This window comes from Pseudoduganella sp. UC29_106 (assembly GCF_044055365.1).
Lineage (GTDB): Bacteria > Pseudomonadota > Gammaproteobacteria > Burkholderiales > Burkholderiaceae_D > Rugamonas.
In genome coordinates, this window is sequence record NZ_CP171977.1 from 6,022,593 (window position 1) to 6,036,078 (window position 13,486).

Here is a 13,486-nt window from a genome sequence, read left to right on the forward strand (position 1 = left end):
CGCTCAGAGCAGGCTCTTGGCCGCGGCAGCCACTTCGGCCACGCCCGGCGGCGAACCCTTGTCGCCCAGGTTGATGATGCGCGGCGACCAGTTGCCCTCGGTCTTCCAGCGCGGCGAATCGGCGTAGATCTCGACCACGGGACGCGAGAACGCCGCCGCAATATGGGTCAGCCCCGTATCGACGCCAATGGCCAGGGCGGCGCGGCGCGCCAGCACCACGGCATCGGCCATGGACAGCTTGGGCAGCACGCGCGCATTGGGCAGCTGCGCCGCCAGCGCCTCGGCTTCGGCTTTCTCCTTGTCCGAGCCCCAGGGCAGCAGGATGGGCATGGGCGACAGCTGCCGGCCCAGATCAATCCAGTTGGCAGGCGCCCACTTCTTTGCGTCGCGCGCCGTGCCGTGGAAGTAAACGGCATAAGGCTGCTCGCCCATCCACGCAGGACGCGGCTCGCTCGAAGGAATTTCCGGCAGGCCGAAATCGGCCGGCGTATCGACCGTGTAGCCCAGTGCCGCAGCCACCACCAGGCGGCCGCGCGCCACCGCGTGCGTGCGCGGATCGAGCGGAATGGATTTGGTATGGAAAATGCGCGAGATGCCTTCGTAGCCGGAGCCCTCGCTGCCGTTGGCCAGGCCAACTTTATGTTTTCCGCGCGCGGCGCCCATGATGATGCCGGTCTTCAGCAAGCCCTGGGTGTCGAACACATAGTCATACCGGACTTCGCGCAGCTTGCGGAAGAAGGCGCCGATCTCGGCGCGCACCGCCTTGTCGCCCAGGTTCTTACGCCAGCGGCGCAGCGACCACGGGATGATGTTGCGCACCATGGGATTGAGGCGGACCAGGCTCACATAGCCCTCCTCCACCACCCAGTCGATATTCGCATCCGGGAAGTGGCGCTTGATGTCCGCCACGATGGGCATGTTATGCAGCACGTCTCCCATCGAGGAGACGCGGACCAGCAGGATGTTCATCAGGAACGGCGAATCAGAACGGCAGTTCGGCGTCCGGCTTGGCGGCCAGGATCACGTCGCGGAACTGGCCCTGGATGCGCGCCAGCGCCTCCGGCGTTTCGGCTTCGAAGCGCATCACGATCACCGGCGTGGTGTTCGAGGAGCGCGCCAGGCCGAAGCCGTCCGCGTATTCCACGCGCAGGCCGTCGATATCGATGATGCGTTCATTGCCCGGGAATTTGGCGTCGCTGCGCAGCTTGTCCATCAGCGCGAAGTTCTCGCCTTCCTTCAGGTGCAGGTGCAGTTCCGGCGTGCTGTCGGACTTTGGCAGGGCGTTCAGCAGCGCGGACGGGTCGGCGTGCTTCGTCAGGATTTCCAGCATGCGCGCGCCGGCGTACAGGCCGTCGTCGAAGCCATACCAGCGATCCTTGAAGAAGATATGGCCGCTCATTTCGCCGCCCAGCGGGGCGCCGGTTTCCTTCAGCTTGGCCTTTACCAGCGAGTGGCCGGTCTTGTACATCAGCGGCACACCGCCGGACTTCTCGATGTAAGGCGCCAGGTGACGGGTGCACTTCACGTCGTACAGGATTTGCGCGCCCTGGTGGCGGGTCAGCACTTCTTCCGCGAACAGCATCATCTGGCGGTCCGGGAAGATGATCTGGCCATCCTTGGTCACGATGCCCAGGCGGTCGCCGTCGCCGTCAAAGGCCAGGCCGATTTCAGCGTCGCTTTCCTGCAGGCAGCGGATCAGGTCCTGCAGGTTTTCCGGGTGAGCCGGATCGGGGTGGTGGTTCGGGAAATTGCCGTCCACTTCGCAGAACAGTTCGATCACTTCGCAGCCCATGCCGCGATACAGGTCGCCCGCGAAGGCGCCGGCCACGCCGTTGCCGCAATCGACCGCAATCTTGATCGGACGGGAAATCTTCACGTCGCCAATGATGCGCTCCAGGTAGGCGGCACGGATATCGTGGGTGCGGTAGCTGCCCGGCTTCACGGCCGGCATCAGGCCCGCAACAATCGCGTCGTGCAGGGCGGTGATGGACTCGCCGTGGATCGCCTCGCCCGCCAGCACCATCTTGAAGCCGTTGTAGTCAGGCGGATTGTGGCTGCCGGTGACCATGATGCCGGATTTCGTTTCCAGCACATTGGTGCCGAAGTAGACCATCGGCGTGGCCACCACGCCCAGGTCGATCACATCCACGCCGGCCGACTGCAGGCCCTGCGCCAGCGCCACCGACAGTTCGGGGCCGGACAGGCGGCCGTCGCGGCCGATCACTACAGCCTTCTCTCCTTTCGCTGCCGCGGCGAGGCCGAAAGCGTGGCCGATTGAACGGGCAACGCCCGCATCCAGGGTTTTACCGACGATGCCGCGGATATCGTAAGCTTTGAAGATCGATTTGGAGAGGGAAACCATAGGAAGAAGAAGATATGAAGCCGGGAGCCCGGCAGGACAAACGGTATGGTAAGTGCGATGCGGACGGCAGGCAAGCCCTGCCGCCGCGGTAAAACTTCAGGTCAGATGCGCAGGTCGTCCAGTGATTTGCCGGTGTCCACCCAATCCTTGACCCACTTCGGCTGGCGGCCACGGCCAGTCCATTCTGGCTTCCATCGGCCGGGTTGCGGTAGCGCGCTTCAACCTTGCTGCCCTTGCCCGATTTCGGCAGGCTGCCCAGCAGTTCCTTGAGCGGCACACCGACCGCCTGCGCGATGGCGAAAATCTGTTCACGTGCTTTCTGCTTATCTGTGCCTTCGCGATTTTTCAATTCGCGCTTGATCTGCTCCTGCAGGCTGCGCAATTCGCTGGACGACATATTCGACAGATCCATCTTCATTCCTTTAGAAATAAATAAATGAGAGCGTTTCCGATCGAAATATACACTAATTTCCTGCCGTTAGCCTTTCTTATGTCGAATCATCCAGCGTGGCGCTTTAAATCGGACAATTCGCACATAAAGCCAGACATAACTGACAATAAATAGCAAGCAGAAAAGCATCAGCACCCAGGTATGGCGCCAGAATACCGTGGCCGGAATCACCGCCATCAGCGAAAACATCCAAAGATAGGGGAAGTAAGCGAATTGCGGCGCATCAGCGCGCGCGCATCCTTGCGTCCGACAGCCCATTGCACGATGCGGCGGAAAATCAGGCTATGCAAATGAATACCGTCCGGCATGGCAGGCGATTTACCGCGAATAAACATGCGGCGATATACCGAGAACAGGGTTTCAAATGCAGGATATATTAAGAGCAACGCGGCATACCAAGTAGAAACCTGAGGATTTCGCATTACGAGAAGCAGAGCCAATTCACCTAGCATGAATCCAATAAAATAAGCGCCGCCGTCGCCCAGGAAAATCAGGCCGACGGGATAATTCCAGATCAGGAAACCCGCCGTGGCGCCGGCCACCATCAGGGCGGCCACCAGCACGAATACATCGTTGACCTGCAGGGCCACATAGCCGAGCGAGAGCAGCATGCAGATAGTAACCACGCTGGCCAGGCCATTGAAGCCGTCGATGATATTGATGGCGTTGGCGATGCCGGCTACGGCCAGCACCGTCAGCGGCAGGGTGAACCAGAGCCAGGGCATGGGGAAAGGCGCAAACAGCCAGTCGATCCGGTCGATGCGGGCGTCCAGCAGGAAATAGCCCAGCAAGGCAGCGAACATGGTCAGCAGCAGGCGTCGCAGCGCACTCACCCGCCCCGTGTAATCCTCGACGATGCCGCCGGCGAATGCGCACAGCGAACAGGCCATCAGGGATAGCATCCAGCTCGTCATCGCCGGCACCCGCCACACGGAAATGCAGGCGGACAGCGCCACGGAAAGGAAGATCGACAGCCCGCCAATGCGGGCCACGAGGTGAGCGTGCACTTTCTGCACGCCATTGAAATCGGAATCGAGCGCCGGGCCGTGCAGCCTCGCCTCCTTGATGACCAGCAGGGTCAGCAGGGCGGAAGCGATGAAGCTTACGAGAAATGAAAACATCTGTGGTGTCGGTAGCGCTTTTTAATCTTTTCGCAATGCAGCAATAAACGTTGTCAGCACGCTAACCGGCGATTGTACCGGATTAATGAAGGGAAACAGGAAAATTGATGCGGAGGTGTTGTTGTGGTGAATGATTGTAACAAACGGGCTGGACAGGGGCTGGAGTTGCTTACCAATAGATACAAACTTAAAACCCACGGCGTAACCCAGGTGTCAGCCACGATGTGGCTGACACCAGTTTTGGGCCTCGGGTTATTGCATGCAGAGCCGCAGCGCTTCCTGCCAGGTCGGCAGGCGGCAGAATTTGTCCATCAGGCGCTGGGAGGATAGGACGGAGAACTCCGGCCGCTTGGCCGGGACCGGGTATTCGGCGCTCGTGATAGGCACTACGCGGCATGCGCTGCCGGCCTGTTCGAGGATGGCCTGGGTAAAGCCGAACCAGGTGGTCTGCCCCTGGCTGCTCAAATGATAGATGCCGCTGTTCTCGGCCCACCACTCTGCGCCGCCGGCCTGCGCCAGCACGAGAGCGGTGGTGTCCGCAATGGTGCGGCTCCAGGTCGGTGCGCCGTGCTGGTCGTTTACTACGCGTAGTTCTTCGCGTTCCTTGGCCAGGCGCAGCATGGTCAGGAGGAAGTTCTTGCCGCGCATGCCGTACACCCAGCTGGTGCGGAAGATCAGGTGCGGCACGCCGGCAGCGGCAATCGCCTGCTCGCCCGCCAGCTTGCTGGCGCCGTAGACATTCATCGGCCCCGTGGCATCCGCCTCCACGCGCGCACCCGGATCATCGCCGGGGAAGACGTAGTCGGTCGAATAGTGGACCAGGGCCGCGCCCAGCTTCTTCGCCTCTTCCGCCATCACGCCCGGCGCTTCGGCGTTGATGCGGAAGGCGAGGTCCGGTTCGCTCTCCGCCTTGTCCACCGCCGTGTAGGCAGCCGGATTGACGATCAGCTGCGGCTTCACTTCACGGATCACGCTGCGCACCTGGTCCAGGTTGGCCAGGTCCATGCGGCTGCGGTCCACGGCCACGACCTCGCCCAGCCCTTGCAGGCTGCGTTCCAGTTCATAGCCGACCTGGCCGGTGCTGCCTGTCAGGAGGATCTTCATGGGAATGCGTCCGCTTCGGCCAGCAGCGCGCCTTTCTGGTCCTTCCCGGACAGCAGCGGCTCGCCCTGCAGCGGCCATTCGATGCCGATGGCCGGGTCGTTCCACAGGATGGCGCGCTCGTGCTGGGGCGCATAGTAATCGGTGGTCTTGTACAGGAACTCGGCCGCGTCGCTGGTAACGAGGAAGCCATGCGCGAAGCCGGGCGGGATCCACAACTGGCGCTTGTTCTCGGCGGAGAGCTCGATGCCGAACCATTTGCCGAAAGTCGGCGAGGACTTGCGCAAGTCCACCGCCACGTCGAATACGGAGCCGGCGGTCACGCGCACCAGCTTGCCCTGCGCCTGTTCGATCTGGTAGTGCAGGCCGCGCAGCACATTCTTTGCGGAGCGCGAGTGGTTATCCTGCACGAACTCCGCTTCCACGCCGGTCAGCTCGGCGAAGCGGCGCGCGTTGAAGCTCTCGAAGAAGAAGCCGCGATCGTCGCCGAAAACGTTCGGCTCGACGACCAGCAGGCCGTCGATGTTGGTAGAGATGACTTTCATCGGTTGATGACCTTGTCTTGCAGGATCTGCAGCAGGTACTGGCCGTAGCCATTCTTTTTCAAGGGTTCGGCCAGGCGCGCCAGCTGCTCATGGTCGATATAGCCCTTGCGGTATGCAATCTCTTCCGGGCAGGCCACTTTCAGGCCCTGCCGGCGTTCGATGGTGGCGATGAATTGGGAGGCATCGAGCAGGGAATCGTGGGTGCCGGTGTCCAGCCAGGCCATGCCGCGGCCCATCAGCTCCACCTTCAACTGCTTCGCGTCCAGGTAAGCCTTGTTCACGTCCGTGATTTCCAGCTCCCCGCGCGCGGAAGGCTTGATGCTGGCCGCGATATCGCACACCTGGTTGTCGTAGAAGTAGAGGCCCGTGACCGCGTAGTTCGACTTCGGCGCCTGCGGCTTTTCCTCGATGGTGATGGCCTGGCGGTTGCCGTCGAATTCCACCACGCCGTAGCGCTCGGGATCCTGCACGTGGTAGGCGAACACGGTGGCGCCTTCGGTGCGCTGGGCGGCGCTGCGCAACAGGGCATCCAGGTCATTACCGTAGAAGATGTTATCGCCCAGGATCAGCGAGGACGGGTTATTGCCGACAAATTCCCGGCCGATGATGAACGCCTGCGCCAGTCCGTCCGGCGAGGGTTGCACGGCATAGCTCAGGTTCAGACCCCACTGGCTGCCGTCGCCCAGCAGCTCCTGGAAGCGCGGCGTGTCCTGCGGGGTGGAGATGATCAGGATATCGCGCATCCCGGCCAGCATCAGCACGGTCAGCGGATGGTAGATCATCGGCTTGTCGTGGATCGGCAGCAGCTGCTTGGAGACGGCCTTGGTGATCGGATACAGGCGCGTGCCGGAGCCGCCCGCGAGGATGATGCCTTTACGGTTCGAGACTGCGTTCATTACTGCTCCCGTTTGCTGTAATTGGTTTCCACCCATTTAGCGTAGGCGCCGGACTGCACATCCGCCACCCATTCCGGATTGTCCAGGTACCACTGCACGGTCTTGCGGATGCCGGTTTCAAAGGTTTCGGCCGGCTTCCAGCCCAGTTCCCGCTCCAGCTTGCGCGCATCGATGGCGTAGCGGCGGTCGTGGCCGGGACGGTCCTTCACATAGGTGATCTGGGTGCGGTAGCTGCTGCCGTCCGCCTTGGGTTTCAGGCTGTCGAGGATCTCGCACAGCGTGTGCACGACGTCCAGGTTGGCTTTCTCGTTCCAGCCGCCCACGTTGTACGTTTCACCGAGGCGGCCATCCTGCAGCACGCGGCGGATAGCGGTGCAGTGGTCGCTCACATAAAGCCAGTCGCGGATCTGCTGGCCGTCGCCGTAGATCGGCAGCGGCTTCCCGGCCTGGGCGTTGGCGATCATCAGCGGGATCAGCTTCTCGGGGAAGTGATAGGGACCGTAGTTATTCGAGCAGTTGGTGGTCAGCGTGGGGAAGCCGTAGGTGTGGTGATAGGAGCGCACCAGGTGGTCGGACGCAGCTTTCGATGCCGAATAAGGGCTGTTGGGCGCATATGGCGTGGTCTCGCTGAATGGCGCGTCCTCCGGACCCAGGGTGCCGTATACTTCGTCAGTGGAGACATGCAGGAAACGGAAGGCTGCTTTCTCTGCTTCCGGCAGCTCGTTCCAGTAACTGCGGGCTGCTTCCAGCAGGCTGAAAGTGCCGTTGATATTGGTGTTGATGAAGTCCGCCGGGCCGTGGATCGAACGGTCCACGTGGCTTTCAGCAGCGAAGTGCAGGATAGCCCGCGGTTTATGCTGCTTTAACAGCGACAACACTTGTTCCTTGTCGCAGATGTCGCCCCGTACGAAGATGTGGCGGGCATCGCCCTGCAGGGAGGCGAGGTTCTTCAGATTGCCGGCGTAGGTCAGCTTGTCGAAATTGAGCACAGCTTCATCCGACTGAGCCAGCCATTCCAGCACGAAGTTCGAGCCGATGAAACCGGCACCACCAGTAACGAATATCATTTGGTATCCTGTCCTGCTTGTTAAGTTGTGATCATGATTGTATGTGAAAGCGGCAGAGTTCCGCCAATTTCAAGTCAATCGTGTCGGAGAGATAATGAATACTTATGCCATCGGAGATCTGCAAGGCTGCCACGGCGAGACTGTGGCGCTGGTGGAGCGCATCCTGGAACATGAACAGGCCGCGGGGCGCGAGCCGCCTTCGCTGCTGTTTTGCGGTGACCTGATCAACCGCGGTCCCGATTCGCTTTCCACGCTGCGCTATGTGCAGGCACTGGCCCAGGGCAGCGGCGGCCGCATCGACGCGGTATTGGGCAACCACGACCTGCACCTGCTGGCCGTGGCCAATGGCATCCGTCCCGAATCGAGTTCGGACACCATCGAGCATATCCTGGCGGCGGCCGATCGCGACGCACTGCTGCACTGGCTGCGCATGCGTCCCATGGCGATCATGGCCAAGGGCCATTTGCTGGTGCACGGCGGCGTGCTGCCGCAATGGACGGCGCAGCGCACTCTCGAGCTCGCGGGCGAGGTGGAGTTCGCGCTGCGCCATGACGAGTGGGTGGACTTCCTGCGCGATATGTATGGCAATCAGCCGGACCGCTGGGATGAGTCGCTGACCGGCACGGCGCGCCTGCGCTGCATCGTCAATGCCCTGACACGCATGCGCTTCTGTTCTGCTGAAGGGGTGATGGACTTCAAGATGAAGGAGTCGGCACGGGCCGGTGCTTCTTCGGGCTTGATGCCGTGGTTCGAAGTACCCGGGGCGGCGCACGGCCGGCACGCCGGTGGTGTTTGGACATTGGTCGGCGCTTGGCTTGAAGATTACGCCGGAGTGGATTGCGCTCGATAGCGGGTGCGTCTGGGGCGGGGAGTTGTCGGCCGTCTGCCTCGATGACCGGTCCTTGTTGCAGGTCGAGTGCCCGGAGTACCGGAAGGCCAAGGGCAAGGGTTAGCGCCGCGGGCGAGGGAGGCACGGCGGATCAATGATCCGCCCTACACGCCGCCTGGCGACGGCGCCGCCCGCCCCGTCAACGCCGCATGGCGAGGGCGATGGCCGATCCGTCCACACCGCATCGCGACGGTCACACCCGAACCCGCCAATGCCGCATGGCGAGAGCGATGGCCGATCCGTCCACACCGCATCGCGACGGTCACACCCGATCGGCCAATGCCGCGCGGGCGAATATTGATCCACCAATGCAGCGTAGGGCGGATCATTGATCCGCCGTGTGTGCGCCGTGTTGGCTTGTTATGCGCCGGTTGGCTCCGGTGTTGCCGCGTCGCCGTCGGCGGCCGCCGGTGCCGGCTCAGCTTCGGCCGGCGCGGAAACAGCATGAATGCCGAGCGCAGCGCCGATGGCGTCATGCGCGGCCTGCGCCAGTTCGCGGCGATGCGCGCCCTCCCCTTCCATCACCGGCAGGCACGCGAGCTGCGCGCGCACAGGCTTGCCCTCCAGGATGGCGATCACGCTTTCCACAAACGTCATATCCCCGATGAAGTCCACCGAAGGATGGTTGCGTCCCTTCTCGTCCACATAGGACAAAGCGAAAGGCTGCACCTTCACCTTCGCATCCACCGCAGCCTCGAACAGGTTGGCGTGGAAAGGCAGCAGCGTGCCCTGCGCGGCAGTCGTCCCTTCCGGGAAGAACGCGACGCGCTGGCCGCTGTGCAGGGCCGTGACCAGTCCCTTGAACACATGGCGCAGCTCGCGGCGGTTGCCGCGTTCGATGAATACGGTGCCGGCCTTCTCCACCAGCCAGCCCGCCAGCGGCCAGGCGCGGATCTCCGACTTGGCCACGAAGCGGCAGGGATACAGGGCGTTAATGACGAAGATGTCCAGCCACGAAACGTGATTGGCCACGATCATGCCCTGCTTCAGCGGCACTTCGCTGTCCTGCGTCATCTGCACGCCCACATTGCACATGGCGAGCAGCTGGCGCGACCAGCGGCGGATCTGCAAATTGCGCGAATCGGCCGAGATCCACGGGAAGATGAAGGCGCAAGTCGCCATGCCCTCGAACATGTGGAGGACCACACGCGTCAGGCGCAGGATCAGGCGCAGGTCGAGGCGTTTCTTAGCGGACGTTGCGTTCATATGCGACACGGCCCGCTACGATGGTTGCCTGCACCTGGCCGGCCAGTTCATAACCAAGGAATGGAGAATGCTTGCCCTGGCTGGCCAGGGCGGATGCCTCGACGGTCCAGCGCGCGGCCGGATCGAAGACCACCACGTCCGCCACGGCGCCAACGCCCAGCTGACCCGCTGCCAGGCCTGCCACGCGGGCCGGCTCCGAAGTGACGCGGGCCAGTGCGCGCAGCAGCGGCGAGCCGCCGGGGTGCTGCGATGCGTAATCGTCCGCCCACTTCACCACCAGCGACAGCAGCAGTTCCAGGCCGGTGGCGCCCGGCGAAGCCTCGCCGAAAGGCAGCAGCTTTTCATCGTCGTCCACCGGCGTGTGGTCGGAAACGACAGCGTCGATGGTGCCATCCAGCAGGCCGGCGCGGATCGCTTCGCGGTCGCGCTGGCTGCGGAATGGCGGATCGACGCGCGCGTTCGAATCGAAGAAATTGATGTCCGCATCGGTCAGGTGCACGTGATGCGCGCCCACGTCGCAGGTCAGCGGCAGGCCCTCGGCCTTGGCGGCGCGCACCAGCTCGATGCCGGTAGCCGACGACAGGCGGCACAGGTGCACGCGCGCGCCCGAGGCGCGCATCAGTTCGAAGATCGTGTGCAGGGCGATGGTCTCGGCCATCACCGGCACGCCGGACAGGCCCAGGCGCGAGGCGAGAGGACCGCTGTGCGCCACGCCGCCACGGCCGATATAGGCATCCTGCGGGCGCAGCCACACCGTGTAGCCGAAAGTCTTCGCATACTGCATCGCGCGCAGCAGCACGGTGGTGTCGGTGACCGGCACTTCCGCCTGCGAGAAGCCGATGCAGCCCGCTTCGGTCAGCTCGGCCATCTCGGTCAGCGCTTCGCCCTTCAGGCCCATGGTCAGTGCGCCCAGCGGATGCACGTTGGCCTGGTTCAGGCCCTTGGCGCGGTGCTTCAGCATTTCCACCAGGCCCGGCTCGTCCAGCACGGGATCGGTGTCCGGCGGGCAGACCAGGGTAGTCACGCCGCCCTGGATGGCCGCCTGCATTTCGGATTTCAGCGTGGCCTTGTATTCGAAGCCCGGCTCACGCAGGCGGGCGGACAGGTCCACCAGGCCCGGCGCCACCACCTTGCCGCCGGCGTCGATCACGCGGTCGGCATTGAAGCCGGCCGGCGCGCTGCCGATGGCGGCCACTTTGCCGTCCACGATGAAGAGGTCTTGCTGTGCGTCGATCTTGTTGGCCGGATCGATCAGTCGGCCGTTCTTGATATGGATATTCATGCGTGCTGTCTTATGCTTGCGTGCCTGCGACGATGCTCATCACCGCCATGCGGACGGCGATACCGAAGGTGACCTGGGACAGGATCACCGCCTGCGGGCCGTCGGCCACGGCGGAATCGATTTCCACGCCGCGGTTCATCGGCCCCGGGTGCATCACGATGGCGTCCGGCTTGGCCAGCGCCAGGCGTTCCGGCGTAAGGCCGTATGCCTTGAAGTATTCGCCGGAGGACGGCAGCAGCGCGCCGTTCATGCGCTCGTTCTGCAGGCGCAGCATGATGATCACGTCCACGCCCTTCAAGCCTTCATCCATGTTGGTGAAGGTGCGCACGCCCAGTTGTTCCAGGCCACCCGGCAGCAGCGTGTGCGGGCCGATGGCGCGGATCTCGGGCACGCCGAGGGTAGTCAGCGCGTGAATGTCGGAACGGGCCACGCGGCTGTGCAGGATGTCGCCCACGATGGCCACGGTCAGGTTGCTGAAGTCCTTCTTGTAGTGGCGGATGGTGTACATGTCCAGCAAGCCCTGCGTCGGGTGCGCGTGGCGGCCGTCGCCCGCGTTCACCACGTGCACGTGGTTTTGCTTCGTATCGTGCAGGTGCTTGGCGATCAGGTAGGGCGCACCGGACTGCGAGTGGCGCACCACGAACATGTCCGCATGCATGGCGGCCAGGTTGTCGATGGTGTCGAGCAGCGACTCGCCCTTGGTGGTCGAGGAAGCCTGGATGTTCAGGTTAATCACGTCCGCCGACAGGCGCTTGGAGGCGATCTCGAAAGTGGTGCGGGTGCGGGTGGAATTCTCGAAGAACAGATTGAACACGCTCTTGCCGCGCATCAGTGGGACTTTCTTCACTTCGCGGTCGGACACGGACACGAAGGAAGAAGCGGTATCCAGGATCTGGTTGATGATGGCCTTGGGCAGGCCTTCGGTCGTCAGCAGGTGCTGGAGCTCGCCGTGTTTGTTCAGTTGCGGATTAAGCATGGTTTCATTCGATAGTCAGGGTGAATCGTCGGCCCTCGTCCGCCTGCTTCAGGCGCAGGGCCGTGCCGGGCGCGCAGCGGGTGTGCGCGGCCACGAAATCGGCGGCGACCGGCAGTTGGCGCTCGCCGCGGTCGACCAGGGCGGCCAGCATGATGCGCGCCGGACGGCCGTAGTCGAACAGCTCGTTCATGGCGGCGCGCGTGGTGCGGCCGGTGTACAGCACATCGTCCACCAGCAGGATGGTGGCGCCGTCCACGTTGAACTTGATGTCGGTCGGTTTCACTTCGGCGGGCAGGCCCTTCTTCGCGTAATCGTCGCGGTAGAAGGACACATCCAGCACGCCGCAGCGCGCTTCCAGGCCGAGGTCCTTCGCCAGGCGCTCGGCAATCCAGGCGCCGCCGGAGTGGATGCCGACAATCGCCGGCTCGTGGGCGTCGGCCAGGCCCGCCTTCACCTGCTCGAGCAGGCTGGCGTAGAGCACTTCCGCGTCCAGTTGGTTGGGGTCAGTGTGGGACATATTCGTCAAAGTATTGTTGCAGGATGATGGCGGCGGCGCGGTCGTCGATCACTTCGCCTCGTTTCGCGGAAATCATCGCGGAGGAATAGCGTTCGTCGACCAGCACCACCGGAATATTGAAGCGGCCATTGAGCTGGTTGGCAAAACGGCGGCAGCGTGCGGTCATCTCGTGTTCCGCCCCGTCCGGGTGGAAGGGAAGGCCGACCACGAACCGGGTTGGGGCCCATTTGTCGATCAGGGCCTTGATGTCCGCGAAGCGCGCGTCATTGCCCACCGATTGAATGACGGCCAGGGGACTGGCCTGGCCGATCATTGTATTGCCCATTGCGACGCCGATGCGTTTGATGCCGAAGTCGAAGCCAAATACCGTTTCTGGACTATGCATGGCCCGCTTCAGAGGTGAGCATCCAGGGATCGATGCCCAGCAGTTTCATCGCAGCGGCGTAGCGGTCTTCAACCGGCAGGTCGAACAGGATGCGCGGGTCCGCCGTGACGGTCAGCCAGCCGTTGCGGCTGATTTCATCTTCCAGCTGGCCCGGGCTCCAGCCCGAGTAGCCGATCGAGACCAGCATGCGCTCCGGCCCCCTGCCGCGGGCGACGGCTTCCAGCACGTCGATCGAGGTGGTGAAGGCCACGTCGTTGGTTACCGTCAGCGAAGACGAGTAATGCGCGCCGGGCGTATGCAGCACGAAACCGCGGTCGTCCTGTACCGGGCCGCCAAACATGATAGGCTCGGATTCCATGTGGCGGTCGGCGGCCGAACTCACTTCCAGATCGATGCGCTCGAACAGCACTTGCATGGTCATATCGGTGGGCTTGTTGATGACGACGCCCAACACGCCGTTTTCGTTGTGCTCGCAAACGTATACCACCGTGCCGCCGAAGATCGGATCTTGCATGGATGGCATGGCAATCAGGAAGTGATTGGCCAGATTGAGCGCAGGGGCAGTCTTAGGCACCATCCACTCCTTCAGTTCGCTAGTATCCGGTAACAGACCAGGCACAGGCAGGCTCTTGCTGACTTTGCTCTTTTTCATAAGTTGCTCTCTATGCAGGGCTGTTTTGTGTTCTTT

At 62.9% G+C, this 13,486-nt stretch carries 12 protein-coding genes and 3 pseudogenes; 1 reads left to right on the plus strand and 14 read right to left on the minus strand.

Features of this window, described 5'->3' with window-relative positions; genetic code table 11:
• Positions 1-3 precede the first annotated feature (3 nt).
• From waaC to rfbB, 8 genes and pseudogenes are all read right to left on the minus strand, one after another.
• Positions 4-969 carry a lipopolysaccharide heptosyltransferase I gene (waaC, locus tag ACHMW6_RS30010; RefSeq protein ID WP_395402520.1) on the minus strand — a complete coding sequence of 322 codons (966 nt, stop codon included), beginning with the start codon at positions 967-969 and terminating at the stop codon, positions 4-6.
• A gap of 13 nt (positions 970-982) precedes the next feature.
• Positions 983-2,362 carry a phosphomannomutase/phosphoglucomutase gene (locus ACHMW6_RS30015; protein ID WP_395402522.1) on the minus strand — a complete coding sequence of 460 codons (1,380 nt, stop codon included), beginning with the start codon at positions 2,360-2,362 and terminating at the stop codon, positions 983-985.
• A 101-nt stretch (positions 2,363-2,463) separates the two neighbouring features.
• Positions 2,464-2,511 (minus strand): annotated as a pseudogene (locus ACHMW6_RS30020) (hypothetical protein); the annotation flags it as partial.
• Positions 2,512-2,840: 329 nt separating this feature from the next.
• A pseudogene (locus ACHMW6_RS30025) lies at positions 2,841-3,934 on the minus strand (glycosyltransferase family 4 protein).
• Between the two features lie 252 nt (positions 3,935-4,186).
• Positions 4,187-5,038 (minus strand): dTDP-4-dehydrorhamnose reductase, encoded by an 852-nt coding sequence (gene rfbD, locus ACHMW6_RS30030; protein WP_395402524.1) that lies wholly within the window; start codon positions 5,036-5,038, stop codon positions 4,187-4,189.
• Positions 5,035-5,580: a dTDP-4-dehydrorhamnose 3,5-epimerase gene (gene rfbC / locus ACHMW6_RS30035; RefSeq protein WP_395402526.1), complete on the minus strand. Its 546-nt coding sequence runs from the start codon at positions 5,578-5,580 to the stop codon at positions 5,035-5,037. Before rfbC ends, rfbD begins: the two co-directional genes overlap by 4 nt.
• Positions 5,577-6,476 carry a glucose-1-phosphate thymidylyltransferase RfbA gene (gene rfbA / locus ACHMW6_RS30040; RefSeq protein WP_395402528.1) on the minus strand — a complete coding sequence of 300 codons (900 nt, stop codon included), beginning with the start codon at positions 6,474-6,476 and terminating at the stop codon, positions 5,577-5,579. The genes rfbC and rfbA overlap by 4 nt, the downstream gene beginning before the upstream one ends.
• Complete coding sequence (gene rfbB, locus ACHMW6_RS30045; RefSeq protein WP_395402530.1) at positions 6,476-7,543, minus strand: dTDP-glucose 4,6-dehydratase; 1,068 nt, start codon at positions 7,541-7,543, stop codon at positions 6,476-6,478. The genes rfbA and rfbB overlap by 1 nt, the downstream gene beginning before the upstream one ends.
• A gap of 94 nt (positions 7,544-7,637) precedes the next feature.
• Between rfbB and ACHMW6_RS30050 the strand changes: the two are divergent.
• A pseudogene (locus ACHMW6_RS30050) lies at positions 7,638-8,496 on the plus strand (symmetrical bis(5'-nucleosyl)-tetraphosphatase).
• 296 nt (positions 8,497-8,792) lie between these two features.
• On the opposite strand, the gene ACHMW6_RS30055 reads toward ACHMW6_RS30050, so the two are convergent.
• Genes ACHMW6_RS30055 through ACHMW6_RS30080 form a run of 6 tightly spaced genes read right to left on the minus strand, consistent with a single transcriptional unit; the run spans position 8,793 to position 13,450 of the window.
• Complete coding sequence (locus tag ACHMW6_RS30055; RefSeq protein WP_395402532.1) at positions 8,793-9,638, minus strand: lysophospholipid acyltransferase family protein; 846 nt, start codon at positions 9,636-9,638, stop codon at positions 8,793-8,795.
• A complete protein-coding gene (locus ACHMW6_RS30060) occupies positions 9,619-10,920 on the minus strand; it encodes a dihydroorotase (protein ID WP_395402534.1) in 1,302 nt (433 codons plus the stop codon). The genes ACHMW6_RS30055 and ACHMW6_RS30060 overlap by 20 nt, the downstream gene beginning before the upstream one ends.
• Before the next feature lie 10 nt (positions 10,921-10,930).
• Positions 10,931-11,896, minus strand: coding sequence for an aspartate carbamoyltransferase catalytic subunit (locus tag ACHMW6_RS30065; protein ID WP_395402536.1), 966 nt, complete (start codon positions 11,894-11,896; stop codon positions 10,931-10,933).
• A 4-nt stretch (positions 11,897-11,900) separates the two neighbouring features.
• Entirely contained in the window at positions 11,901-12,413 is a 513-nt protein-coding gene (pyrR, locus tag ACHMW6_RS30070) for a bifunctional pyr operon transcriptional regulator/uracil phosphoribosyltransferase PyrR (protein ID WP_395402538.1), read from the minus strand.
• Complete coding sequence (gene ruvX, locus ACHMW6_RS30075; RefSeq protein WP_395402540.1) at positions 12,400-12,798, minus strand: Holliday junction resolvase RuvX; 399 nt, start codon at positions 12,796-12,798, stop codon at positions 12,400-12,402. The genes pyrR and ruvX overlap by 14 nt, the downstream gene beginning before the upstream one ends.
• On the minus strand, positions 12,791-13,450 hold the full coding sequence (locus ACHMW6_RS30080) for a YqgE/AlgH family protein (protein ID WP_395402542.1): 660 nt from the start codon (positions 13,448-13,450) through the stop codon (positions 12,791-12,793). Before ACHMW6_RS30080 ends, ruvX begins: the two co-directional genes overlap by 8 nt.
• Between the last annotated feature and the right edge of the window lie 36 nt (positions 13,451-13,486).